18 protein-coding genes, 1 tRNA gene and 1 riboswitch are annotated in these 25,073 nt (G+C 73.1%); of the genes, 10 read left to right on the forward strand and 9 right to left on the reverse strand.

Annotated features, from left to right (window positions below; genetic code table 11):
- Positions 1 to 391: 391 nt before the first annotated feature.
- Positions 392 to 940, reverse strand: coding sequence for a MarR family winged helix-turn-helix transcriptional regulator (locus ACZ6SQ_RS37395; RefSeq protein WP_389338869.1), 549 nt, complete (start codon positions 938 to 940; stop codon positions 392 to 394).
- 125 nt (positions 941 to 1,065) lie between these two features.
- Between ACZ6SQ_RS37395 and ACZ6SQ_RS37400 the strand changes: the two genes are divergently transcribed.
- The gene (locus ACZ6SQ_RS37400; protein ID WP_469570383.1) at positions 1,066 to 2,340 is read left to right on the forward strand and encodes an MFS transporter; all 1,275 of its coding nucleotides are present in this window, start codon (positions 1,066 to 1,068) and stop codon (positions 2,338 to 2,340) included.
- A gap of 63 nt (positions 2,341 to 2,403) precedes the next feature.
- Here ACZ6SQ_RS37400 and ACZ6SQ_RS37405 read toward each other — a convergent pair whose 3' ends face one another.
- Entirely contained in the window at positions 2,404 to 4,071 is a 1,668-nt protein-coding gene (locus ACZ6SQ_RS37405) for an ATP-binding SpoIIE family protein phosphatase (protein WP_469570342.1), read from the reverse strand.
- Between the two features lie 228 nt (positions 4,072 to 4,299).
- Positions 4,300 to 5,661 carry an NAD(P)/FAD-dependent oxidoreductase gene (locus ACZ6SQ_RS37410; protein WP_469570344.1) on the reverse strand — a complete coding sequence of 454 codons (1,362 nt, stop codon included), beginning with the start codon at positions 5,659 to 5,661 and terminating at the stop codon, positions 4,300 to 4,302.
- Positions 5,662 to 6,038: 377 nt separating this feature from the next.
- Here ACZ6SQ_RS37410 and ACZ6SQ_RS37415 point away from each other — a divergent pair, with 377 nt between their 5' ends.
- The gene (locus ACZ6SQ_RS37415) at positions 6,039 to 6,791 is read left to right on the forward strand and encodes a TetR/AcrR family transcriptional regulator (RefSeq protein WP_469570347.1); all 753 of its coding nucleotides are present in this window, start codon (positions 6,039 to 6,041) and stop codon (positions 6,789 to 6,791) included.
- 348 nt (positions 6,792 to 7,139) lie between these two features.
- Positions 7,140 to 9,083, forward strand: coding sequence for a sigma-70 family RNA polymerase sigma factor (locus tag ACZ6SQ_RS37420; protein ID WP_469570349.1), 1,944 nt, complete (start codon positions 7,140 to 7,142; stop codon positions 9,081 to 9,083).
- A 416-nt stretch (positions 9,084 to 9,499) separates the two neighbouring features.
- Here the strand turns inward: ACZ6SQ_RS37420 and ACZ6SQ_RS37425 are convergent, their stop codons facing one another.
- Complete coding sequence (locus ACZ6SQ_RS37425; RefSeq protein WP_469570352.1) at positions 9,500 to 11,599, reverse strand: asparagine synthase-related protein; 2,100 nt, start codon at positions 11,597 to 11,599, stop codon at positions 9,500 to 9,502.
- A 680-nt stretch (positions 11,600 to 12,279) separates the two neighbouring features.
- Here ACZ6SQ_RS37425 and ACZ6SQ_RS37430 point away from each other — a divergent pair.
- From ACZ6SQ_RS37430 to ACZ6SQ_RS37445, 4 genes are all read left to right on the forward strand, one after another.
- A complete protein-coding gene (locus ACZ6SQ_RS37430; protein WP_386384720.1) occupies positions 12,280 to 13,704 on the forward strand; it encodes an MFS transporter in 1,425 nt (474 codons plus the stop codon).
- A 183-nt stretch (positions 13,705 to 13,887) separates the two neighbouring features.
- Positions 13,888 to 15,096 carry an L-2-hydroxyglutarate oxidase gene (lhgO, locus tag ACZ6SQ_RS37435; protein WP_469570356.1) on the forward strand — a complete coding sequence of 403 codons (1,209 nt, stop codon included), beginning with the start codon at positions 13,888 to 13,890 and terminating at the stop codon, positions 15,094 to 15,096.
- Positions 15,097 to 15,416: 320 nt separating this feature from the next.
- The gene (gene trmB / locus ACZ6SQ_RS37440) at positions 15,417 to 16,274 is read left to right on the forward strand and encodes a tRNA (guanosine(46)-N7)-methyltransferase TrmB (protein WP_469570360.1); all 858 of its coding nucleotides are present in this window, start codon (positions 15,417 to 15,419) and stop codon (positions 16,272 to 16,274) included.
- A gap of 50 nt (positions 16,275 to 16,324) precedes the next feature.
- The gene (locus tag ACZ6SQ_RS37445; RefSeq protein ID WP_469570363.1) at positions 16,325 to 17,650 is read left to right on the forward strand and encodes a PrsW family intramembrane metalloprotease; all 1,326 of its coding nucleotides are present in this window, start codon (positions 16,325 to 16,327) and stop codon (positions 17,648 to 17,650) included.
- A 109-nt stretch (positions 17,651 to 17,759) separates the two neighbouring features.
- Here the strand turns inward: ACZ6SQ_RS37445 and ACZ6SQ_RS37450 are convergent, their stop codons facing one another.
- The 4 genes from ACZ6SQ_RS37450 to ACZ6SQ_RS37465 form a co-directional block, all read right to left on the reverse strand.
- Positions 17,760 to 18,800, reverse strand: a complete 1,041-nt coding sequence (locus tag ACZ6SQ_RS37450; RefSeq protein WP_469570365.1) for a M23 family metallopeptidase — start codon at positions 18,798 to 18,800, stop codon at positions 17,760 to 17,762.
- Between the two features lie 11 nt (positions 18,801 to 18,811).
- A riboswitch (cyclic di-AMP (ydaO/yuaA leader) is annotated at positions 18,812 to 18,967 on the reverse strand.
- Between the two features lie 239 nt (positions 18,968 to 19,206).
- Positions 19,207 to 20,370, reverse strand: a complete 1,164-nt coding sequence (locus ACZ6SQ_RS37455) for a PP2C family protein-serine/threonine phosphatase (protein WP_469570368.1) — start codon at positions 20,368 to 20,370, stop codon at positions 19,207 to 19,209.
- A 175-nt stretch (positions 20,371 to 20,545) separates the two neighbouring features.
- Positions 20,546 to 20,619, reverse strand: a tRNA-Met gene (locus ACZ6SQ_RS37460).
- 136 nt (positions 20,620 to 20,755) lie between these two features.
- Positions 20,756 to 21,886 (reverse strand): dihydrofolate reductase family protein, encoded by a 1,131-nt coding sequence (locus ACZ6SQ_RS37465; protein ID WP_469570371.1) that lies wholly within the window; start codon positions 21,884 to 21,886, stop codon positions 20,756 to 20,758.
- A 61-nt stretch (positions 21,887 to 21,947) separates the two neighbouring features.
- Between ACZ6SQ_RS37465 and ACZ6SQ_RS37470 the strand changes: the two genes are divergently transcribed.
- From ACZ6SQ_RS37470 to ACZ6SQ_RS37480, 3 genes are all read left to right on the forward strand, one after another.
- Complete coding sequence (locus tag ACZ6SQ_RS37470) at positions 21,948 to 22,478, forward strand: MarR family winged helix-turn-helix transcriptional regulator (protein WP_469570374.1); 531 nt, start codon at positions 21,948 to 21,950, stop codon at positions 22,476 to 22,478.
- A 228-nt stretch (positions 22,479 to 22,706) separates the two neighbouring features.
- A complete protein-coding gene (locus ACZ6SQ_RS37475) occupies positions 22,707 to 23,348 on the forward strand; it encodes a GTP cyclohydrolase II (protein WP_469570376.1) in 642 nt (213 codons plus the stop codon).
- 183 nt (positions 23,349 to 23,531) lie between these two features.
- Positions 23,532 to 24,188 (forward strand): class I SAM-dependent methyltransferase, encoded by a 657-nt coding sequence (locus tag ACZ6SQ_RS37480; protein ID WP_469570378.1) that lies wholly within the window; start codon positions 23,532 to 23,534, stop codon positions 24,186 to 24,188.
- Positions 24,189 to 24,198: 10 nt separating this feature from the next.
- Here the strand turns inward: ACZ6SQ_RS37480 and ACZ6SQ_RS37485 are convergent, their stop codons facing one another.
- Positions 24,199 to 24,651 carry a hypothetical protein gene (locus ACZ6SQ_RS37485; RefSeq protein ID WP_469570380.1) on the reverse strand — a complete coding sequence of 151 codons (453 nt, stop codon included), beginning with the start codon at positions 24,649 to 24,651 and terminating at the stop codon, positions 24,199 to 24,201.
- Between the last annotated feature and the right edge of the window lie 422 nt (positions 24,652 to 25,073).

Below are 25,073 nucleotides of genomic sequence, written 5' to 3' on the forward strand. Positions count from 1 at the left end.
CTTTCCGATCCGATTTCCTCGGTGCTTTCCAGGTTCCCGCTTTCGCGTTTCCCTTTCCGGCGGTTCCGACTCTATCAGATCCTTTCGGCGTCTGATTCCCAGTCAGGGGGGTTTGTCTTCCCGGCTGTTGGGCCGTTCCGACGTCTCAAACCTTAGCGGATCTCCTCCGCGATTCCCAATCGAGGTGATCGGGGGTGCGGAGTCCCCATTCGGAATTGAATTCGGGCACGCCGAAATCGACCCCGTCTGGAGATCTTGCTGTGGTTTGGTTTGCCGCTGATGCGGCGGGAGGTACTGCCGGAGAACCATTACGGCCCCGCGGCAACCCGAAGAACTTTACGGATCGGGGAGGGGGCTGTCAAGTGGCCTCCTGGGATCGCGCGGGCGGACCTCAGTCGAGGTCGGTGAGGCGCCCGCCGGCGTCCGGCTGGGCGTCCTCCACACGGCGGAGCAGCCGGGCGAGGACCTCGCCGAGGACCGTGCGCTCGGCCGGGGTGAGGTCCTGGAGGAGGCCCTCCTCGAAGCCCGACGCCAGGCGCATGGCCTCCAGCCACTTCTCGCGGCCCTCGGGGGTCAGCTCGACGATGACCCGGACGCGGTTGGACTCGTCGCGCTCCCGGGTGACCAGTCCCTCGGCGACCATCCGGTCGATCCGGTGGGTCATGGCGGCCGGGGTGAGGCCGAGTCGCTTGGCGAGCTCGCTGGGGCCCATGCGATAGGGGACGCCGGACAGGACGAGGGCCTTGAGGACCTCCCACTCGGCGTTGCTGATGCCGAGGGCAGCGGTCTGGCGGCCGTAGGCGACGTTCATCCGCCGGTTCAGGCGGGACAGCGCCGAGACGATCTTCTCGACCTGGGGGTCGAGGTCCCGGAACTCGCGCTGGTAGGCGGCGATCTGTTCGTCGAGTGTCGGCTCGCTGACGCCGGGGTTGTCGCCCATGACGGCAGTATCGCACGGCCTCGCTTGGCGTCGAAGTCCTTCGAGGTGTACTGTTTAGCTTCGAACTTTAGCTTCGAAGTCTTCACTCCTAACTTCTACCGATTGAGGTGAACGTGACCAGGGCAATGGGCGCAGCGATGCGCCGGATCCACGTGGGCAACGCACTCAGCGCGTTCGGGCTCGGCTTCACGGTTCCTTACCTGTACGTCTATGTGGCGCAGGTGCGGAGCCTGGGTGCCACGACGGCGGGCCTGGTGCTCGCTGTCTTCGCGGTGGCCGCGCTGATCGTGCTGCCGTTCGCCGGTCGGGCGATCGTGCGGCGTGGCCCGCTTCCGGTGCTGCTCGTCGCCCTGGTCACGGCCGCGCTGGGGGCGCTGAGCCTGGGTCTGTCGGGCAGTGCGGCGACGGTGCTGCTGTCGGCGGCCGCGCTGGGCGCGGGTCAGGCCGTGATGCAGCCGGCCCTGGCGACAATGATCGTGGACTGCTCGACCGCGGAGACCCGGTCGCGGGCGTTCGCGATGCAGTTCTTCCTCCAGAACCTGGGTCTCGGCGTGGGCGGGCTGATAGGCGGCCACCTGGTCGACACCTCGCGCGTGTCGTCCTTCACCCTGCTGTTCGCGATCGAGGCGGCGATGTTCCTGCTGCTGGCCGTCGTGATGACGACCGTGCGGATGCCGCACTCGCCGCGGATCGGCGACAGCCCGGCGCAGTCCGCCAGGGGCGGCTGGAAGCAGCTGCTCGGGAACCGGGCCATGGTCCAGCTGATGGTCCTCGGCTTCGTGCTCTTCTTCGCCTGTTACGGACAGTTCGAGTCGGGGCTGGCCGCCTACGGTGTGGAGGCGGCCGGTATATCGACGTCCGCGCTGGGCACGGCGCTGGCGGCCAAGACCGCGGTGATCGTCGTGGCGCAGTTCGCCGTGCTGCGGTTCGTGGAGCGGCGGCGTCGTTCCCGTGTGATCGCGGCCGTGGGTCTCATCTGGTCCCTGGCGTGGATCGTGGCCGGGTACGCGGGGCTGGGTCACACGAGCCAGGCGATGGCGACGGCGGCGTTCGTGTCGACGTACGCGCTGTTCGGGCTGGGTGAGGCGATGCTGTCGCCGACCGTCGCTCCGCTGGTGGCCGATCTGGCGCCGACGGGTATGGCCGGTCAGTACAACTCCGCCTTCGCCCTGGTGAAGCAGCTGGCGCTCGCGGTGGGTCCGGCGGTGGGGGGGCCGATGGGGGCTTCGCTGCACGCCCCGTACATCGTGACGTTCCTGCTGTTCTCGGTGGGGATCAGTGTGCTGGCGCTGGGGCTGGGGCGGCGGCTGACCGAGTCCCAGGACCACCCGTGGCCGGCCCGGAACCGTGTCGTGGCCCGTGGTGGGGCGGCGGCGGAGCCGGTGCCCGCGGAGGCCTGAGAGACGGACGGACGGTTGGCGGCCGGCCGAGGACAGTGACCCTGTTCCCGGCCGGCCGCCGCGTCATGTCTTCGGCAGGGCGAACTCGCACCACACGGCCTTGCCTCCGCCCGGTGTGCGGCGGCTGCCCCAGTTGGAGGCGATGGTGGCCACGATCGCGATGCCCCGGCCGGACTCGTCGCCCGGTTCGGCGCGGCGGCGCCGGGGCAGGTGGTCGTCCCCGTCGGTGACCTCGACGATGAGACGGCGGTCGGTGCGGCGCAGCCGCAGGCGCATGGGCGGCGTCCCGTGCTGGAGGCTGTTGGCGACGAGCTCGCTCGCGGCGAGGACCCCGAGGTCGTGCAGTTCGGCCGGGAACCGCCAGCTGGTCAGTACCCCGGAGGCGAACGCGCGGGCGCGCGGGGCTGCCTCGACGCCGCCGAGGAGTTCGAGGGCGGCGTTGCGGAAGAGTTCGCCCTCGCTGCCGGTGTGGGCGGGCTGCTGGAGGACGAGGACGGCCACGTCGTCGTCGTGGTCGGCGGTGACTCCGGCGGAGCGCAGCAGGCGGTCGCAGATGACCTGGGGGCTGCCGGTGGCGCCCGCGAGCGCGCGTTCGAGGGCGGCGATGCCTTCGTCGAGGTCCGCGTCCCGGCGTTCGACGAGGCCGTCGGTGTAGAGGACGGCGGTGGAGCCGGGGCCGAGGGGGATGGAGCCGGAGGAGTGAATCCAGCCGCCGGTGCCGAGCGGGGGGCCGGTGGGTTCTTCGGCGCGCTGGACAGTGCCGTTCTCGTCGCGGACGAGGATGGGCAGATGGCCCGCGGAGGCGTACACCAGCCGGCCCTCGTTCGGGTCGTGGATGGCGTAGACGCAGGTGGCGATCTGGTTGGCGTCGATCTCGGTGGCGAGGCCGTCGAGGAGCTGGAGCACCTCGTGCGGGGGCAGGTCGAGACGGGCGTAGGCGCGGACGGCGGTGCGGAGCTGGCCCATGACGGCGGCGGCGCGGACGCCGCGGCCCATGACGTCGCCGATGACGAGGGCGGTGCGGCCGCCGCCGAGGGTGATGACGTCGTACCAGTCGCCGCCGACGGCGGCCTCGGTGCCGCCGGGCTGGTAGGTGGCGGCGATGCGCAGGTCGTCGGGCTGTTCGAGTTCCTGCGGGAGCAGGGAGCGCTGGAGGGTGACGGCGGTCTCGCGCTGGCGGCGCTCGCTGGCGCGCAGGCGTTCGGCGGCTTCGGCGTGGTCGGTGACGTCGGTGGCGAAGACGAGAACGCCCGGGTCGCCGGGGTCGCCTGCGCCGCCTTCGGCGACGGGGGTGCAGGTGAAGGTGTAGGAGCGGCCGTCGCAGGCCTTGCGGGACTTGACCGTGCGGGGCTTGCCGCTGCGCAGGACCTGGTCGAGCAGGGGCAGCAGGCCGAGCTCGACGAGTTCGGGCAGGGCGCGGGCGGCGGCCTCGCCGGGCGGGCGGGCGCCGAATGCGGTGGCGTAGGCGTCGTTGACGTAGGCGAGGCGGTGGTCGGGGCCGTGGACGAGGGCGACGAGGGCGGGGACTCGGGCGAGGACCTCGCGGACGGGGAGATCGTCGACGGCGGGTACGCCGGCCTGGCCGTCCGTGGGCCGTTCGGCGCGGGCCGCGGGGACGGAGCCCTCGCCGCGGGCTTCTCCCCGGCACTCGGGGGTGACCGCGGTGTCGGTCCGCGCTGCGGCGCGGCGCTGCGTTCCGGGGAGCCGGGCGCTCCAGCGCGTGAAGTTCACGAATCCTTGCCTCGTGTTAGTCGTCGTCGGCCGCTCCGGACCCGGCCGGGGCCCCCGGGGGCGCGGGCGGTGGGTACCGTCCCCGGGAAATAGAGCACTTGGGAAAAGCCTCGTGGGATGGCAGGGCGGGTGGTGGTCCGTCCTGAAGCGTGGACCAGTCTGGCAGTGTGGCGGACCGGGCCGACATCCGTCAGACGCCTGGCCGATTTACTGAGTTCCTGCTTCGGGTCAGGACGACCCCTTCGGGTCCTCGGAAGGCTTTCCACCGGCCGCGAGTTCGAACTCCGCTCGGGGATGTTCGAGTGAGCCGAGGGAGACGATCTCCCGTTTGAACAGGCCGGCAAGGGTCCATTCGGCCAGCACGCGCGCCTTGCGGTTGACGGTGGGCACGCGACTGAGGTGGTACGTGCGGTGCATCAGCCAGGCCGGGTAGCCCTTGAGTTTGCGTCCGTAGACGTGGGCGACGCCCTTGTGCAGGCCCAGGGAGGCGACCGAGCCCGCGTACTTGTGGGCGTACGGCTCCAGGGGGTCGCCGCGAAGGGAGCGTACGAGGTTGTCGCCGAGGGTCCTGGCCTGACGCAGCGCGTGCTGGGCGTTGGGGGCGCAGTCGCGGCCGTCGTGCGCCGTGCTGTCGGGGACGGCGGCGGCGTCGCCCGCGGCCCACGCGTGCGCGACGCCCTCGACGGTGAGGCGGTCGGTGCAGCGCAGCCTGCCCTGGGCGGTGAGGGGCAGATCGGTGGCGGCCAGCAGGGGGTGCGGCCTGACGCCTGCGGTCCATACGACCGTACGGGTGGGAAATCGTTGTCCGTCACTGAGGACGGCGACGCGGTCGGCGCAGGACTCCAGACGGGTTCCGAGCAGGACCTGGATGTTGCGGCGGCGCAGTTCGGCGACGGTGTAGCGGCCGAGGTCGGGGCCCACCTCGGGGAGGATGCGGTCCGAGGCCTCGACGAGGATCCACTTCATGTCCTCGGGCTTGACGTTGTGGTAGTGCCGCGCGGCGTAGCGGGCCATGTCCTCCAGTTCGCCGAGTGCCTCGACGCCTGCGTAGCCGCCGCCGACGAAGACGAAGGTGAGGGCGGCGTCGCGGAGGGCGGGGTCGCGGGTGGAGGAGGCGATGTCCATCTGTTCGAGGACGTGGTTGCGCAGGCCGATGGCCTCTTCGACGGTCTTGAAGCCGACGCCGTGTTCGGCGAGTCCGGGGACGGGCAGGGTGCGCGCGACCGAGCCGGGGGCCAGGACGATTTCGTCGTAGGCGACGTGCTCGGGGCCGGTGCCCTCCCGGCCGGCCAGGGTGGTGAGGGTCGCGGTGCGCAGGCCGTGGTCGACGCGGGTGACCTCGCCGACGACGATCCGGCAACGCGGCAGCACGCGGCGCAGCGGGACGACGACATGGCGCGGGGAGATGGACCCGGCGGCCGCCTCGGGCAGGAACGGCTGATAGGTCATGTACGGGTCGGGAGTGACGACCGTGATCTCGGCGTCCCCGCGCCTGAGTTCCGCTTTGAGCTTCCGCTGGAGGCGCAGGGCCGTGTACATCCCGACGTAGCCGCCGCCGACAACGAGAATGCGCGCACGTTCCTTCACCATCCCATGACGCACCCCGAGCCTTCGTTTGTCCACAGCCTCGACAATTTGTGTGACCGGAGGACGTCGACGGACCGTGTTGGGCGAATTGCCGGAGTCTTGGTCCGGTGCGCAGGTCAGAGGGTTCTACCCCGGGGCGCAAGCGGGCGCAATCAGGACGTATGCGGTGCGTACTCCGATCGGGGGGCGCTCCGTGCGGAACCTGCCCCTTCTGAATTGACTCCCTCTCAACTATGTTCGTATGTCGACGGGGTGTAGGGGGATGCGCTCTTCGGGTCCGCGCGGTGAGCGGGTCCCGGTCGGGCTCTCTTCCGCGCGCTCCGGCATCCAAATGGCGGGGAGAGTCTCCGGGGGGAGACGTCATTACCGGGGGATTACGTATGCATATTCAGGATTCTCATTGGGCTTCCGCTTCCGCCGTGGCAACCGGCGGCGCGGTGAGCAACGGCCGCGGGGACGGTGGGCGCTCGACGCCGCTGCGGGTGGACGCACAGCGCAACCTCGAGCACGTGCTGCGTGCGGCGCGCGAGGTCTTCGGCGAGCTCGGGTACGGCGCGCCGATGGAGGACGTGGCACGGCGGGCCAGGGTCGGTGTGGGCACGGTGTACCGGCGCTTCCCGAGCAAGGACGTGCTCGTGCGCCGGATAGCCGAGGAGGAGACCTCCCGGCTGACCGACCAGGCGCGCGCGGCACTCGGCCAGGAGGACGAGCCGTGGTCGGCGCTGTCGCGCTTCCTGCGGACGTCGGTGGCCTCGGGCGCCGGGCGGCTGCTGCCGCCGCAGGTGCTGCGGGTCGGCGTGGCCGAGGAGTCCGACGGGCCCGAGCGGCCCGAGCGGCCCGGCGAGGCGCGGGTGCCGCACCAGCGCAGTCAGCCCGGGTCGGGCGAGCTGCGGCTGGTGCCGGACGACACCGTGGACGACGCGGGTGCGGCGGCGCTGCTGGAGGTGGTGGGCCAGCTCGTGGAGCGGGCCCGCGCGGCCGGTGAGCTGCGGCCGGACGTGTCGGTGTCGGACGTGCTGCTGGTGATCGCCACGGCGGCGCCTGCGCTGCCGGATCCGGCGCAGCAGGCGGCGGCTTCGGCGCGGCTGCTCGACATCCTGCTGGAGGGGCTGCGGTCTCGGCCGCCCGTCTGAGCGGGGTGAGTTGTGCGGTGACGTGACGGTGTCCCTGGCTGCCCTTGATGTGGTGTGGGTGGCTGGGGGCCGTCGTGGTTCTGGGTCGGGCCGGCTTGTGGGTTGGGTCGGCTTGTGGGTTGGGTCGGCTTGTGAGTTGTCGGCTCGTGGTCGGTGGTTCGGGCTGCGTTGTCGGGGGTGGCTTGGGCCGCCCCTTCGTACCTCGAACGGGTGAAGTTCGGTAGCGGCTGTCGCTCTGTGCCCTCGGACGAGTGGACGATCCGGACTCGCGGGTCTCTCGCCGAAATCCGGTGTGGCAGTCTGGCCCGGTGGTCGGGTCGGGTTGGCTGACGTCGGGGGCTTTCCGCGATGAGCGTTGAGGGGCGGGACGAGTCGCTCGGTGAGGGCGGCACGGAGACCGGCGGCCGTGTCCCGCCACAGGTGCCCAGCCAGGGCGGTCGCCCGGGTGCCCCCTCCGGTGCCGAGCCTCTCGGCGGGGGAAACGTCCCGGCAGGCGGAGGAAACGTCCCGCCAGAGGAAAGCGTTCCCGCTCAGCGCGGTCGGCGCGAGGACGGTGTCCTGCCGCCGTCCGACCCCGAGTTGATCGAGCGGATGCGCTCCGGCGACGACACCGCGTACGAGGAGCTGTACCGCCGCCACGCCGACGCCGTGCGCCGCTACGCCCGCACCTGCTGCCGTGACGCCCACACCGCCGACGACCTCACCGCCGAGGTCTTCGCCCGTGCCCTCCAGGCGGTCCGCGGCGGCTCTGGCCCCGAGCACGCCGTCCGCGCCTATCTGCTCACCAGCGTCCGCCGCGTGGCCGCCAACTGGACGAACTCCGCGAAGCGGGAGCAACTGGTCGACGACTTCGCGCTGTTCGCCGCGCAGGCCTCCCGGGCCTCGGAGGTCTCCGACACCGACACGCTCGATCTCGGCGCCGACGTCCTCGCCATGCACGAGGCCGAACAGTCCATGGCCATGCAGGCCTTCCGCTCGCTGCCCGAGCGCTGGCAGGCCGTGCTCTGGCACACCGAGGTCGAGGACGAGTCGCCCAGCGACGTCGCCACGCTCTTCGGACTCGACGCCAACGGCACGCGCGTGCTGGCCAGCCGGGCTCGCGAGGGCCTGAAGCAGGCCTATCTCCAGGCCCACGTCAGCGCCTCCCTCGCCGGGGACGAGGAGTGCGCCCGTTACGCCGACCAGCTCGGCACCTACGCCCGCCGCAAGCTCCGCACCCGTGCCGAGCGCGGGCTGCGCAAGCACCTGGACGAGTGCGCCAAGTGCCGGCTGGCCGCCCTTCAGATCGAAGAGGTCGCCGGCAGCATCCCCGCGGTCGTGCCGGTCGCTGTCATCGGCTGGTTCGGTGCCGCCGGGTACGCCAAGGCCGCCGCGCTCGTCGCCGGCGGGGTGGGGGCGGGGGCCGCGGGTGCCGCCGCCGCTGCGGGCGGCTCGTCTTCCGGCTCCGGCGCGGTCGCCTCCGAGGGGCTCGGCGCGCCCGTCAAGGCCGGGATCGCGGCCGGTGTCGTCGCCGTGGCGGCCGCTGTCGTCGCGCTCGCCCTGGTCGGCGACAGCACGCCCAAGGAGCCGGTGGCCCGGCCGCCCGCCTCCACGCCCGCCGTCGTGCCCGAGCCGCCGGCGTCCGTCCCCGCGCCGTCGTCTCCGCCGCCCGCTGCCCCGGAGCCGGTGGCCGCCGCTTCCGCTCCCGCCCCTACGCCCACGCCTCCGCCTACGCCGACCCGCGCGACTCCTCGGCCCGTCCCGCCCCTGCCTTCGCCTCCTGCCAGTCCTGCTCCCCGTCCCACGCCTACGCCCACGCCCACGCCCACGCCCACTCCTACGCCGATCCCCACTCCCACGCCGACTCCCCCGCCTGCTCCGGTCGTCTACCGGTGGAGTGAGCTGGCCTACGACGTCTCGGGGGACGGTACGAAGCCGGAGATGCGGATCGGGGAGAGCAGTTGGGTGTGGCAGCGGGGGGAGCTGTCGATCGGGGAGCGGGTCTATCCGTACGGCGTGACGGTGCACGGTGACTCGTCGGTCACCATCGACCTGAACCGTGAGTGCAGCGCCTATGACGCCGTGGTGGGTGTCGACGACATGACGTTGAAGCTCGGGAAGGTCTACTTCAGCGTGTACGGCGACGGGGAACTGTTGTGGCGGTCCGACCGGGTGAAGGGTGGGGACGCTGCTGTGCCTGTCCATGTCGGCATCAGCGGCTACCGGGCCATTCGGCTGGTCGTGGAACCGCACAGCCACTTCGACGGGTTGGCGCTCGCCGACTGGGCTCAGTCTCGGTTCACCTGCTCGTAGGTGGGGGTGCCTGCGGCGGCCTGCTCGCGTCCGGTGGGGGTGGGTGTAGCGCCTTACGTGGGGTTGTCGTGCGGGGCCGGGGCGGGGGGTGTCCGTCCTCGGTCCGCCGGACTGGCCTCCTACGGGGGTTCTGGTGTTGTGCGGCGGCCGCTGCGGGCGGACACCCCCCGCCCCGTCCCCTCCCCGCCGTACGCGACTTTCCGTCGCCGCGGGTTGCTCGCCGCCCCCGCCGCTGCGGGCATGCGTGCCTCCCCCAGTGCCTTAAGGGCCTGGGAGGTACCCCCAGGGCGGCACGGGTGGGCTGGGGGTCCCCCCTCTGGGGGAGGCACCTCGTAGCGCCGAGTTGCGCGCCGCCCCATCCTCAGCCCCCATGAGGGCGGCATATCGGAACGCCGGGTTTCGGAGTGCCCTGGTCGTCAGGCTCTTCTCGCGGGTGTGCCAGCGCCGAGGGCGCCTCGTTGGGGGCGGATTCCCGCGGGGACCGCGCGGGCCCGGGCGGGGGTGCCGGTCCAGCACGTGCCTCGGCGGGCCAAGAGGCGGGTGAGCCAGAGCTCGAGGGAGACGAGTTCGGCGAGGCCGTCCAGAGGGAGGACCTCGCCCGCGGCCGCGGAGCGGAGGGCCTTGCGGACCACTCGGGCCTCGATCAGGCCGGCCTGCGCCAGCAGAGGCGTGTCGAAGAGGGCGATGAGGGTGTCGGCGGCCACGCGCAGGCCCGTACGGGCAGCCGCTGCCGTGGGGGCGTGGGAGGGGGCGCCCCAGCCCGGCGGAAGGTCGGGCACGCCCGCGCCCTTCAGGACGGTGCTCAGGATGGACGCCCGGGCGCCCGGCTGCACGCGGAGGGCCTCGGGGAGCGCACGGCAGGCGCGGACGACCTGGTTGTCCAGGAAGGGGGCGTGCAGGCGCTGGAAGCGGATCTCGGCGGCCTGTTCGAGGACGCGGATGTCGGCGGCCGTACGGGCGAGGGCGGCACGCGCGCGGTAGTCGCCGGGGCGTTGTCCGGGGCCCACTCCGGAGCGATTGGTGGCCGCCTGCAAGCGAATCGATACTTCGGCCAGTGCCTCTCCCGTGAGCCAGCGGGCGGCTGGACCCGGGCCGCCCCAGGCGAGGGCGGCGAGGGAGGCGTCGGCCGCGCCGCCGGGGTCGTCGAAGCGGCGGTCGAGGAGGCGGGTGGCGAGGTTCTCCACGCCGGTGCGGTAGGAGGTGCGGGCCAGCCTGCGTGCGGCGGCGTACACGCGCGCGGGGACCATCACGGAGCCGTCCGCCTTGGCCAGCGCGGCGACCGGGCGGACCAGGTGGCGTCTCTTGCGGTCCATCAGGAGGTCGGCGAGCCGGGCGGGGTGGGCGTCCAGGACCTGGCGGGCCCCGTGGCCGGTGAAGTGGTCGGCGCTGCCCGCTGCGAGCCGGGCGCGGTGGCGGGCGGCCGTCACCAGGCAGGGGCTGGGTTCGTCGGTGAGCGGACCGTCGAGCTCGGCGTACGGCAGGGTGTCCTCCCCACCGGTCACCACGACGTGGTGCAGACGCGGGTTGGCCGCGAGTTCACCGGCACGCTCCACTTCGGCCTCGGTGCCGCCGACGGCGAGGTCGTTGAAGGTGACCGCGAGGAGCCGTTCGCCCGCGCCCGTGCCGTGGCCGAGGACCGTGCCGGGCATACCGGGCAGGCCCGCCGCGAGGAGGGCCAGGGTGCTGGAGGCGGGACCGCCGGAGAGGTCGGCGCCGATGCCGGGGACCGGTGTCCCGCGTTGTGCGCGTCGTTCGGCGGGGCCCATCCCCGGCACCGGGCCGGGGTCGATGCCCGTACCCGGGACGTGGCGGGGTGCGGCCAGGCGGGCGCGGACGGCGTCGACGAGTGCCTCGCGCACGGCGCCGACGGCGCTGCCGGGGTCGGCCGGGGGCGCGGCCACCGCGAGGGAGGCGACGGGCTCGTAACCGGCGACCTCGCGCGCCCCGGCGCGCAGGATCAGCGCGTGACCCGGCGGAATGCGGCGCACGCCGTCGTAGGGCGTGGAGTCGTAGAGCGCGGCGGGAACGTCCGGGGCGGCGAGCAGCGCGGCGAGATGGCCGAAGTCGAGGTTGGCCTCGATCAGGTCGGCGAGCGGCAGGGCGGCGGTGGCGTAGGCGGTGCCGCCGGCCCAGGGGGTGTGGAACACCGGGCGGGCGCCCGCGAGATCACCGCACACGGTGACGCGGCGGCCGACCTGGACCACGGCCGTGTAGCTGCCGGCCCAGGCGGTCAGATGGCGCAGGGCGCCGCCGCGCGCGGTGAAGAGGCCGAGGCGCAGTTCCTCGTCGCTGGCGCCGCAGGTACCCAGGACGGCGAGGCGGTTGTGCTCGTCGGCCTTGACGACGCGCACCTCGTCGGGCCGCCAGTCGCCGACCGCCCACAGCGGATCGGGGTCGCCCCACAGGAGTTGGGAGCCGACCGGATGGAGGGTCTCGCCTTCGTACCCGGTGGCGCCCGCGGAGCCGGGGGCGACGGCCCCCGCGGCGGCGCTGCTCCATCCCACCAACCACCGCATCGACGCCTCCACGAGCTGTGGACAATCAGTGCACCGTACGAACGGTTCACCATGCTGCCACGAAGAACGCGTCACAGAGGGTTGGCGGAGCCGCATGCGCCACGTGGAGTGCGGCGGTGGTCACCGGGTCGACCGCCCGGTGGGGCAGGGCGCGTGCGACGTGAATGCGCCCCCGAGTGAGCCCCCGAAACCCCGTGCGCGCCCTCAACTCCCATGGTCGGGGGGCTGATCACACATCAGGCCTGGGGGCGATTTTCGGCCAATTCTGGTCTGTGGATGGTGTATTGGGCTCCCGCCGCACACGCTCCGTACAGGCTCTGCGCCCGGCCCGGGCGCGCGCAGCCCGGGAGGCGTAACCCGCCCCCCGGACCGGTCCGCCGCCCGCGGGGATGGAGGCGGCGGTGTCCCCCAGCCCACTGGATCCAGTACAGCGGGCCGACCCACGCATCAGCCATGGAACCGCTCCCCGAATGGCCGGAGTAGAGCGCACGCACAGGCGCACGGCCACACGTCGGGGGCACGCCGCAACGCACCGTGCCCGGCCCGTACTTGAGTACGGGCAACAATCCCGCCAACCGGAACAATGCCCCTTAACGCTTGGGATGCGGCGAACTACGCTGGGTTTACGAATGCCGCGTGGTTATGCCAGCGCGGCAGCCGTCTGTGTCGAGGGGTGGCGCATGTCCAGGGAGCAACGCGGGCCGAACGAGAAACTCGGCGCCGTTCTCGCCCTCGCGGGAATCAGCAACGCAGGCCTCGCGCGGCGCGTCAACGACCTCGGCGCACAACGCGGGTTGACGCTTCGCTACGACAAGACGTCGGTGGCGCGCTGGGTGTCGAAGGGCATGGTGCCGCAGGGCGCCGCTCCGCACCTGATCGCGGCCGCCATCGGCCAGAAGCTGGGCCGTCCCGTGCCGTTGCACGAGATCGGCCTGGCGGACGCCGACCCCGCGCCCGAGGTCGGCCTCGCCTTCCCCAGAGACGTCGGCCAGGCCGTCAGGTCGGCCACCGAGCTCTACCGCCTCGACCTGGCCGGCCGTCGCGCCGGCTCCGGCGGCATCTGGCAGTCGCTGGCCGGATCGTTCGCCGTGACCGCGTACGCGACGCCTGCGTCCCGTTGGCTGATAACCCCGGCCGACAGTTCGGTCGCGCGCGAGGCCAGCCACACGGAAGGCTCGGGCGCACCGCTCAAAGTCGGCCACAGCGATGTGCGCAAGCTGCGGGAGGCCGCCGAGGACGCCCGGCGCTGGGACTCCAAGTACGGCGGCGGGGACTGGCGTTCGTCGATGGTCCCCGAGTGTCTCCGAGTGGAGGCGGCCCCTCTGCTGCTGGGCTCCTACTCCGACGACGTCGGCCGGGCCCTGTTCGGCGCGAGTGCCGAACTCACCCGTCTCGCGGGCTGGATGGCCTTCGACACGGGACAGCAGGAAGCGGCCCAGCGCTACTACATCCAGGCCCTGCGCCTGGCCCGGGCCGCCGCGGACGTCCCCCTCGGGGGCTACGTCCTGGCCTCCATGTCGCTCCAGGCCACCTACCGAGGCTTCGGCGACGAGGGCGTCGACCTCGCCCAGGCCGCCCTGGAGCGCAACCGCGGCCTGGCCACCGCGCGCACGATGAGCTTCTTCCGGCTCGTCGAGGCACGCGCCCACGCGCGCGCCGGTGACGCCCAGGCCGCCGGCGCCGCCCTGAAGGCCGCCGAGGGCTGGCTGGAGCGCTCGCGCGACGGCGACAACGACCCCGGCTGGCTCGGCTTCTACTCCTACGACCGCTTCGCCGCGGACGCCGCCGAGTGCTACCGCGACCTCAAGGCACCCCGCCAGGTCCGCCGCTTCACGGAGTACGCCCTGTCCAAGCCGACCGAGGAGTTCGTGCGCTCCCACGGCCTGCGGCTGGTCGTCTCCGCCGTGGCCGAGCTGGAGTCGGGCAACCTCGACGCGGCGTGCGAGCAGGGCGTGCGGGCGGTGGAGGTCGCCGGGCGCATCTCGTCGGCCCGGACCACGGAGTACGTCAAGGATCTCCTGCACCGCCTCGAGCCCTACGGGGACGAGCCGCGCGTGGTGGAGCTGCGCGAGAGGGCCCGGCCCCTGCTGATGACCCCGGCGTAGCGGCGGGGAGCCCCGACGCCCGTCCGTACCGGGTGGCAGGGCCGCCCCCGGCCGTACGCGTGCCCGCGGTGACGCCCCGGGCCGCCGCACCCCCCGCGTTCCCGGACGGACACCACGAAGGCACTGGGTTTCAAACGATTGTCAGTGGCGCAGTGCACTATCGAAGCCGGGAGGTGGAGCCAGGTGCGTTCAATCGGGTACGACTGCGATGTGCTCGTGATCGGCGGTGGGATCGTCGGGCTGTCGACCGCGTACGCGATCACGCGTGCCGCGCCCGGCACCCGTGTGACGGTGCTGGAGAAGGAGCCGGGTCCCGCCCGGCACCAGACCGGCCGCAACAGCGGAGTGATCCACAGCGGCATCTACTACCGTCCCGGCTCGCTCAAGGCGCGGTACGCCGTGCGGGGTGCCGCCGAGATGGTCAAGTTCTGCGCCGAGTACGGAATCGACCACGCCGTCACCGGCAAGCTGATCGTCGCCACCGAGCGCTCGGAGCTGCCCCGGCTGCACGGACTCGTGCAGCGCGGCCGGGAGAACGGCATTCCGGTGCGGGAGCTGGGTTCCGCCCAGATCGCCGAGTACGAGCCGGAGGTGCGCGGCCTCGCGGCCATACACGTCGGCAGCACGGGCGTGTGCGACTTCGTCGGGGTCGCCCGGCAGCTGGCCGAGGCGTCCGGCGCCGAGATCCGCTACGGTGCGCAGGTCGCCCGGGTGGACCGCCGCCCCGACCTCGGGGTGGCCGTGCGGACCTCCCGGGGCGACATCGTCCGGGGCCGCGTCCTGGTGAACTGCGCCGGGCTGCGCTGCGACGAGATCGCCCGGATGACCGGTGACGAGCCCGAGATGCGGATCATCCCGTTCCGGGGCGAGTACTACGAGCTGGCCCGGCCCGACCTGGTGCGCGGCCTCGTCTACCCGGTGCCCGACCCCGCCTTCCCCTTCCTCGGCGTCCACCTCACGCGCGGTTTCGACGGCGGTGTCCACATCGGTCCCAACGCGGTGCCGGCGCTCGCCCGCGAGGGCTACGGCTGGTCCACCGTGCGCCCCCGCGAGCTGGCCACCACCCTCGCCTGGCCCGGGGCCTGGCGGATGGCCCGCCGCCACTGGCTCTACGGCGCGGGCGAGCTGCACCGCTCGCTGTCCCGGTCCGCCTTCACCGAGGCGGTGCGCCGGCTGCTGCCCGCCGTGACATCGCGGGACCTGGTGCCCGCCCCGGCCGGGGTCCGGGCCCAGGCCGTGCTGCGCGACGGCACCCTCGTCGACGACTTCCTGATCAAGGAAGGGGACCGGGCCGTCCACGTCCTCAACGCCCCCTCCCCCGCCGCGACCGCCTCCCTGCCGATCGGCCGGGAGGTGGCCCGCCTGGCGCTGACGGCACTGGCCCGGGTCTGAGACGGGGCGGGACCGACCGTGAGGCGGGTGGTGGGGTGTGGGGTCGGTGGCGAGGGGCCAGTGGCTAGGGCATTGGGTGGGTCGCGGGGAACCCTTCGCTTCCGTCCGGGGGCGGGAGGGCGGCTGAGGTGTCTTCCTCCGTGGCCGGGCGGCCGAGGGACGTGCCCACGGGGGCTCCGGGACCCGGTGCCCCCGGGCGGCCGAAGGACGTGCTCGCGGGAGCTCCGGGCCCTGGGGCGTGTCCCCGCCGGGCCGCGCACCGCCCTCGGCCCGCCGCGCGGCCGCCCCGCGCATCCCGCCGCCGTAGACTCGACCCCACTGTGTCTGAGTCGCCCCACACCCCCGCAGCCCCGCTTCCCCGCGCCAAGGGAGAGCCCCGTTTCCCCGACGGCCCGAAGGCCGACCCCGCCGGGTCGCACTTCGAGCGGCGGATCCGAAGCTTCCAGCCGCGCCGCAGCCGTGTCACGGCAGGTCAGGCCGACGCGCTCCAGCGCCTGTGGTCCAAGTGGGGCCTGGACATCGACGGCCACAAGATCCCCGACCTCGGTGAGCTGTTCGGCAACGACCGCCCGGTCGTCCTGGAGATCGGCTTCGGCATGGGCGAGGCCACGGCGCAGATGGCCGCCGCCGACCCGGACACCAACATCCTGGCCGTGGACGTCCACACGCCGGGCCAGGGCAATCTCCTCAACCTCGCCGACCGCACCAGCCTGTCCAACATCCGTGTCGGCAACGGCGACGCGATCATCCTGCTCCGCGAGATGCTCCTCCCCGACTCCCTCGACGGGCTGCGCGTGTACTTCCCCGACCCCTGGCCGAAGAAGCGGCACCACAAGCGCCGCCTCATCCAGCCGGAGTTCCTCACCCTCGCGGCCACCCGCCTCAGACCGGGCGCCCTGGTGCACTGCGCCACGGACTGGGAGCCCTACGCCGAGCAGATGCTGGAAGTCCTGACGGCCCACTCCGACTTCGAGAACACCCAGGACGACGGCGGCTTCGCACCGCGCCCCGCCCACCGCCCGCTGACCCGGTTCGAGGGCCAGGGGCTGGACAAGGGCCACGTCGTGAACGATCTGCTGTTCCGCCGCGTGAAGCCTGTCGGGGCCACAGAGACCGCAGAAATCGATCAGTCCACCGCTTACGGAGCCCCCACCCCCCACGAAACCCCCGGCGCCTGAGCCCCTTACGCAACTGCGGGGCGCGCCCCTGTCTCGTTAGGGTCGATGTCGTGGCCATCTTTCCCCCGTACCCGACGCCCCCCGCACAGGACCCGCTCGGCCGCGGCTCGCGCCGGCACCCGCACTGGTGGCAGCGCGTCTGGGTGCGCTACACGGCGCTGACGGTCCTTCTCGCGCTCTCCGGCCTCGTGATCCTGGCCCTGGTGCGCGAACAGACCGGTACGGACGGCTTCCTGGTGGGCCTGGGCCTCGCGGTGCTGCCCGTGCCGCTGCTCATAGCCGCGTTCCGCTGGCTGGACCGGGTGGCGCCCGGCCCCTGGCGGAACCTGGTCTTCTGCTTCGCCTGGGGGGCCTGCGCGGCGGCGCTGATAGCCATCGTCGCCAACAGCTTCGCCACGAGATGGATAGCCACCGCGACGGCCGACCCGACCAGCGCGGACACCCTCGGTGCCACGCTGGTGGCGCCGGTCGTCGAGGAGTCCGCGAAGGCCGCCGCGCTGCTGCTGGTCTTCCTGTTCCGCAGAGGCGACTTCACCGGGATCGTCGACGGGGTCGTCGTCGCCGGTGTCACCGCGACCGGGTTCGCGTTCACCGAGAACATCCTCTACCTGGGCAACGCCTTCGGCACCGACCAGCTCGCCGGCGACTCGGGCATCGCCTCGGTGACGGCCGCGACCTTCTTCGTCCGCGTGATCATGTCCCCGTTCGCGCATCCCCTCTTCACCGTGCTGACCGGCATCGGCTTCGGCGTCGCCGCGCTGTCCGGCGAGCGCCAGCGTCTGCGCCGCGTGCTGCTGCCGCTGGCGGGCCTGCTGACGGCGATGGGCATGCACGCGCTGTGGAACGGCTCGGCGACCTTCGGCCCGTACGGCTTCTTCGCGGTGTACGGGGCGTTCATGGTCCCCGCGTTCGGCCTGTTGACCTGGCTGGTGGTCTGGACCCGGCAGCGCGAACTGCGCACGGTGCGCGAGGAACTGCCCGCGTATGTGGCGGCGGGCTGGCTGACGCCCGGGGAGCCGTACGCGCTCGGCTCGATGCGGGCCCGCCGGACGGCCCGTCAGTACGCCCGGCACCACCTCGGCTCACCGGGCGGACGGCAGGTGGCGCAGTACGAGGCGTACGCGACCTCGCTGGCGTTCCTGCGGCACCGGGGGCGCAGGGGCCGCGCCGGCGCGGACTTCGTCGTACGGGAGCGCGAGCTGCTGCACGAGCTCTGGGCCCGGCGCGAGGCGGCCCGCCCGGCACTCCGGTACGCGGTGAGGACGACTGCTCCCGCACCGCAGTACTACGGGCCCTACGGGTCCTTCGGGCACTACGGGTACGGCGTCCAGGGACTTCCCGGCGGCCGTCCCGTCCACAACCCGTACCGCACATGAGGAACCGGCAGCCCTGACGTCGGGGGGTTGTCGTCAGGACCGCCGGGGATTCGGGAAGTCCTCGGGCGATGTGCGCGCCGGGGCGCACGGCCGGGGACCTCCCGGGTCGTCAGGGGTTGAGGCCCTTGCTCTGGAGCCAGGCCATCGGGTCCACGTCGCCGTCGCCGGTGTGCACCTCGAGGTGCAGGTGCGGGCCGGTGACGTTGCCGGTGGCACCCACGCGTCCGATCACGTCACCGGTGTTGACCTGCTGGCCGACACTGACGTTGATCGAGGACTGGTGGGCATACCAGACCTCGGTGCCGTCCTCGAGGGTGAGGACGGTGCGGTAGCCGTAGGAACCGCTCCAGCCGGCCTCGGTGACCGTGCCGGTGTGGACGGCCTTCAGCGGGGTACCGGTGGGAGCGGCGAAGTCCAGGCCCGTGTGGTAGCCGGAGGACCACATGGAGCCGGCCTGTCCGAAGACGGAGGTGAGCGTGTACGAGGAGGTCGGCAGCGTGTACTGGCGGGCCAGCTCGGCGAGGCGCTCGGCCTCGGCCTTCTTGCGGGCCTCCTCCTCCGCGGCGGCCTTCTCGGCGGCGGCCTTGGCCTCCGCCTCCTTCTCGGCCTTGGCGGCGGCTTCGGCGGCCTGCTTCTCCGCGGCGGCCTGCGCGGCCTCGACGGCCCTGGCCTCGGCCTGGTCCTGCTGCTGCTCGGCCTGCGCCATGATGCGGGCGCGCAGGGCCTCACCGGCGTCGGCGGTGCCCTCGGTGGTGTCGGCCGCGGTGGTGCCGATCGAGCTGAGCGGGGACGCTGCCTGCGGCGTCTCCTCGACGGGCTCCTCGCCCGGCAGGAAGGAGCTGACGGAGGGCAGGTCGGGCATGGAGATGGCGACCGGCGGCTTGCCGGACTGGGCGCTGGCCATACCGCCGGCACCCACGGCGGCTATGACGCCGACGCCGAGGACGGTGGAGCTGCGGGCGAGACCGCCGCCGCGCTGCTTGGAGACCCGGTGCTTGCCGCGCACGGGACGGACGGAGTCCGCGGTGGGGTTCCACTCCTCCCACGGGCCGTCGTCGGTGCGGGGACCGCCGTAGACGAAGGTCTCGGTGTCGGCGGTGCGCTGGCCCGGCACGAACGGGGCTTGCGGGACAGGCGGGTTGGACGCCACGTGGGCGTGCTCCTTTCCTTCCTTCTCGCCTACCGGGTTAGCTGACGGGTTCGGAGCAGGAAGGTCTCCTACGCGCGTATATCTGCCGATTTCGCGGCGGATTACGCCCGATTCACCCCAAGTTGGTGGTTCCCCGGTTCCCTTGCGGGATTCGGCGCGTGCGCACGGAGCCGCCTCTTGTGACGGCTGGGACGACCGCGCTGCGTTATCGGACGTTAATAGAACCCGGTGCCTAATTCCAAGCCGTTCCGCTTGATCATTACAGTTTCTGGCCAGAACTTTCGGCCCATGAACGGCCAAAAACGGGCGACTTGACCGCGACTCGGTACCGTCCCAGTTTCTGACGGTGACTCAGATGTTATGCGGAGGGCAGTCGTCCGATCACCTGGGGTGACATCGGCCTCTCTCAGGTCCGCCCCCGCGCCACCGCTCCCGGCCGCCGTACGGCGAGCAGCGCCATGTCGTCGCCCAGCGCGCCCCCGGTGTGCCGGCGCACCTCCTCCACGACGGTCTGGAGCAGCCGCTCCGGCCCGCGGAAGACCCGGCCGGCGAGCCGCGCCGCGGGGTCGTAGAACACCCCCTCGGCGTCGCGCGCCTCGGACAGCCCGTCGGTGTGGAGCAGGAGCGTGGCCCCGGCGGGGAAGGGCCGTTGCTCGGCCCGCACCGGAAGGGGCTCCAGGTCGCCGAGGCCCAGCGGCAGCGCCGCGACACGGGGCTCCAGCGTGTGCAGGGTGCCGTCGGCGTGCAGCACGAGCGGGGGCGGATGCCCACGGTCGAGCAGGCGTACGATCCCGTCGCCGTGCGGGAGTTCGGCGAGCACGGCGGTCGTGAACCCCTCCTCGGCCTCCGGCCCGAGCCGCCGCCCCACATCGCGCTCCAGGGCCCGCTCCAGACGCTGGGCGACCGCCTCCAGCGTGGCCTCCTGCTCGGCCGCCTCCCGGAACGCCCCGATGACGACCGCGACCGCGGACACCGCGCCCATGCCCTTGCCGCGGACGTCCCCGACCACGAGCCGTACGCCGTGCGGGGTGTCCTGCACGGCGTACAGGTCGCCGCCGATGAAGGCGCCCTGCTGTGCGGCCTCGTAGCGGGCGGCGATCTCGAAGCGGCCGATCCGTCCGGGGGGTTCGGGCAGCACCGCGCGCTGGGCGGCCTCGGCGATCTCCCGCACGGAGGCGAGCCGCTCGCTGCTGCGGCGCACCAGGTTGTTGATGACGACGGCCAGGAAGGCCACGGTCCCCACGGTGATCTCCTCGGTGACCGACTCGGCCTCCAGCGCGATGCCGAGGAAGGCGTGCACCACCACCACGACCGCGAGCGCGACCAGGCCGGTGAGCAGCGTGCCGCGCCGGGAGTAGAGCGGAGCGGCGACCAGGGGCGCGGCGGTGAAGAAGGGGGCGGCCGTGTGCACGGAGGGGGTGAGCCAGTCGTAGACGGCCCCGACGCCGATCAGCAGGGCGGGCAGGGCGCGGACGAACGTCCGGGTCCAGGAGACCCGCCGTCGTTCGGCGGGCGGCGGGCCGACGCGCCGGCCGCGTGCACCGGCGCCCCTCTCCTCACCCGGCGCCACCCTGTCTCCCGCAGCCTTGGTCGCGGGCCGCCGCTCGGCCGCGTCCGTCCAGGGTCGCGGCCCCGGGCGGGGGCGGCGAGCGGGGGCGGTCCGACCGGGGGAGAAGGGGAGGGGGAAGCGAAGGGAGAACGACTCAGGGCCGGTGTCCGCATGGACACCGGCCCTGAGTCTTCAGTAGCGGGGACAGGATTTGAACCTGCGACCTCTGGGTTATGAGCCCAGCGAGCTACCGAGCTGCTCCACCCCGCGTCGGTGAAACCAGTGTACGCCATCCGCGGGACCGGACGCACAACGGTTGCTCCCCACCCCCGCTGAGCGGCCTTTCCGCCCTTCGGGGGAGCGGTCCGGGCCCTGCCTCCGCAGGGGCCACGGGCCCTTCAGGAGATCAGCCCAGCAGATGCAGATTGGGCGCCTTGGCCGACTCCTCGTACGCGGGGAGCACCACGACGTCGACGCCGTGGGCCGCGAGCAGTCCGCTGCCGTCGGCGGCGGTGACGAAGGTGTCGGGCTCGCGCCAGGCGGTGACGACCCGGCGTACGCCCGCGTCGAGGATGAGCCGGGCGCAGGGGGCCGGGCGGGAGGCGCGGTGGGCGCAGGGCTCCAGGCTGGAGTAGACGGTGGCGCCGGGCAGCCGCGGGTCGGCCGGGTCGATCTTGGCGAGTGCGGCCTCCTCGGCGTGCGCGACGGGGTCGCCGCCCTCGCGGGAGTGGCCGCGGGCCAGCTCGGTGCCGTCGGCGGCGACCACGACGGCACCGACGCTGAACGCGGTCTCCGAGGGCGGGCACAGCGCCGCCAGCTCGCAGGCCAGGGCCAGCCAGTGCCGGTCGGCGGGCACGGCGAGGTCCGTGCCGCCCGGCTGCGTGGGCTCGTAGCGCATCAGGACCACGTCCTCGATCCGCCGGCTCTCCGCCAGCCGCAGCCGCCCGTCCTGGTATCCGCCGGGCCCGAACAGCCGGGGCGCCCCGGGGTCGCCGACGAACAGGGGCGCGAGGACGAGCTGGAGCTCGTCGGCCAGCTGCTGCTGGAGCAGCTGGGTGTGCACGGTGCCCCCGCCCTCGACCATCAGCCGCCGCACTCCCCGTACGTCGTGCAGATGCTCCAGTACGTCCCGCCAGTCGAGCCGGTCGCCGAGGCCGACGATGTCGGCGGGGACGCCGGCCCGGGTGGCGCGCTCGGCACCCTTGTCGGTCGTGTACAGGACCTTCTCGCCGCCGGTGTGCCAGAAGCGGGCCTCGGGGTCGAGGTCGCCGGTGGCGCTGACGCAGACCTTGAGGGGGAACTCCGGCTGTCCGGCGGCGAGGCGCGCGGCGCGCCGTTCGGCAGAGTTGACCAGCAGCCGGGGGTTGTCGGCGCGCAGGGTGCCGGCTCCGATCAGGATCGCGTCGCAGGAGGCGCGTACCTCGTCGACGCGGTCGAAGTCGGCCGGTGAGGAGAGCAGCAGTCGGTCCGGGCCGGTGTCGTCGAGGTAGCCGTCGAGGGAGACGGCGGCGGAGAGCAGGACGTACGGGAACGGCATCGGCGCGGTCTCTCTCGGCAGGCGACTTGGTTCAAGTTTTAAGCAAACTTACACTGGTGGCATGACGACCCGCTGGCTCACCCCCGACGAGCAGCGCGCCTGGCGCGCGTACGTCGCCGCGACGCACCTCCTGGAGGACGCGCTGGACCGGCAGCTCCAGCAGGACGCCGGCATGCCTCATCTGTACTACTCCATCCTGGCGACTCTTTCCGAAGCTTCGGACCGCCGGCTGCGCATGACGGACCTGGCCGAGGCCCTGAAGATCACCCGCAGCCGGCTGACCTACGCCGTCACCCGCCTGGAGAAGGACGGCCTGGTCGCGCGCGAGGGCTGCCCGTCCGACCGGCGCGGCAGCATCGCCGCCCTGACGGGCGAGGGCATGGCCGTCCTGGAGCGCACGGCGCCCGGCCATGTGGAGACCGTCCGCACCCACCTCTTCGACCTCCTCACGACCGACCAGGTACGCCACCTGGAGGAGATCTGCACCCGGATCAAGGGCGGCCTCGAGCAGGCGCCCACAGAGGAGGTGCCGTGGCTGCGGCGGTCGTGCGGGGCGCGGGAGGAACAGCAGGGGGTGCGGGGGGAGCAGTAGGGGCGCGGGCCGAGCGGTAGGGGGCGTCGGGCAGCCTCTGGACGCGCCCGGCCGGCGAGGCGTGCGGGAGCCGCGAGGCACACCGGGCGTGTGAGGCGCGCCACACCCTAGTTGCTTCAACTTTCAAGCAGGAGTAGCGTCACCGCCAGAACCTGTGCTTCAAATCTGAAACACACGGCTGGACCGTCCCACCGGGCAGGTCCTCGCCGACGCCGGACGGAGACCCAGATGCCCGACACCCCCGCCGCCACCCAGCGCGCCCGCGTCCGCGTCCCGCTGAGCTTCCCCGACGGCTACCGCGTGGACGCCGAACTCGTCACCTTCCACGGTCTGGCCGACGGCGCCGAGCACCTCGCCGTCGTCCTCGGCGACCCGGCACCCGGCAGCACCCCGCTGGTCCGCCTGCACTCCGAGTGCCTCACCGGGGACGTCTTCGGCTCGGCCCGCTGCGACTGCGGCCCGCAGCTGCGCGAGGCGGTGGAGCGGATAGCGGCCCGCGGCGGCGTCCTGCTCTACCTCCGCCAGGAGGGCCGCGGCATCGGCCTCTACAACAAGCTCGACGCCTACGCCCTCCAGGACCAGGGCCTCGACACCTACGAGGCGAACGCCGCCCTCGGCCTCCCGGAGGACGACCGCGACTACACCGCCGCCGCCCAGATGCTGCGCGCCCTGGGCGTCACCGGGCTGGACCTGCTCTCCAACAACCCCGACAAGGCGGACCAGTTGCGCGACCTCGGCATCACGGTCCACGAACGGGTGCCCACCGGCGTCTTCACCACCGCCCACAACGTCCGCTACCTGCGCGCCAAGGTCCTCCAGACCCAGCACACCCTGCCGCTCGCGGAACTGGCGAAGGTGACGGCGGGCTGAGCGCGGCGCGGGCGCCCCCTCCGCCGCGGCACTGGGCGCGGCGCGACCGCTCCCTCGGCTCGCGGCGCTGAGCGGGGCGCGACCGCCCCGTCGGCCAGGAAACCACCTGCGTGGTGCCCGGCGGCCACCGATACTGGACGGGCCAGAGGAACGCCAACGCCCCTGCCCGGACAGCGAGGTCCCGTGCCGCCCTCCCGCTCGACCCGCCACAGCTACGACACCGTCGCCGACCGCTACGCCGCCGAGATCGCCGGGGAGCTGGACGCCAAGCCCCTCGACCGCGCCCTGCTGAACACCCTGGCGGAGCTGGCCGGCGACGGCCCGGTCCTCGACGTCGGCTGCGGCCCCGGCCATGTCACGGCCTACCTGGCCGACCGGGGCACCCGCGTCAGCGGCCTCGACCTGTCACCGGGGATGTGCGCGGTGGCCCGCCGCTCGACCGGCCTGCCCTTCGCCGCCGCCGACATGACCGCCCTGCCCGTCCGTTCAGGCTCGCTGGCCGCGCTGCTGTGCTGCTACGCCCTGATCCATCTGACCGGACCGCAGCGCGCGGTGGCGTACCGGGAGTTCGCCCGTGTGCTGCGCCCCGGCGGGCACGCCCTGCTCGCCTTCCACACCGGCGACGCCGACACCGCGCCGGGCGGCTCCCGCCGGATCACCGACTGGTGGGACCACGAGGTCGACCTCACCTTCCACTTCCTCGACCCCGACGACGAGACCCGGGCCCTGGCCGAGGCGGGCCTGACCGTGACCGCCCGTCTGGACCGCGCCCCGCACCCCGGCACGGAACACGCCAGCCGACGGACGTATCTGCTGGCCCAGCGCCCGCCCGCCCCCTGACACGGGTACGTCAGGCCGCCGGCCCGTCCGTCGACGACGACTCCTTGCCCGGCGGGGCCGGCTGCTGGGTGAAGGCCACGAGATGCCAGGAGCCGCCCTCGCGCGTCACGGTGAACGTGTCCCGCACGACCTCGCCCGTCGCGTTCCCGGCGACGAGCCGGGCCGAGCCGGTGTCCGGGCCCATGTAGTCGCCGATCTCCACCTGCCTGATCCTCCACCGCCGTCCGCCTCGCTCGGCGAGGATCCGGGCGGCCTCCCGCCGCGACCAGGCCTCGTCCTCGACACCGCCGACCGCGATCAGCGCGGTGGCGTCACGGGAGTTGAGCGCCTCGACGTACGCCTCGACGGCCTGCCGGGCCCCGGCGGAGGACGGCGGGCCGGCCTCGCCGTCCCGGGACGAGCACCCGGCGGCGAGGGCAGCGGCAGCGACGGCCGACAGGGCCAGGAGACGTCGACGTTCCACAGCACACTCCTCACGGTCCTCCGGCGGGCGAACTGATCGGCCGGCCAGGGGCGATGGACGCACCCCGCGGCGTACGCACGCTCCCGGGACGAGGGCCGACCGGTCGAGGCCGGCTTCCTCTCAGGAGTCCCGGTGCGTACGGGACGTTCCGCCGCGGCGGGTTTCTGATCCCGGAATGTCCTGTTCCTGAGCGGCGGGGCGCCCCCGGCCCTCGACGCAGGCAGGACCGCACTCCCGGGACGCCCGGCCGCGGGCCCCCGCATCGCCGCCGCACCGCTCGGGCGGAACCCCGGAAACACTGCGGCGGGGGGGGGGGGGGAGGGGGGGAGAGGGGGGGGGGGGGGGGGCAGAAAGGGGGGAACAACCCCCACTTCCCTAGGGACCGTGGGGACCGAAACCACAACAAACAGAGTAAAAACCCC

Source organism: Streptomyces sp. NPDC048600 (genome assembly GCF_055587025.1).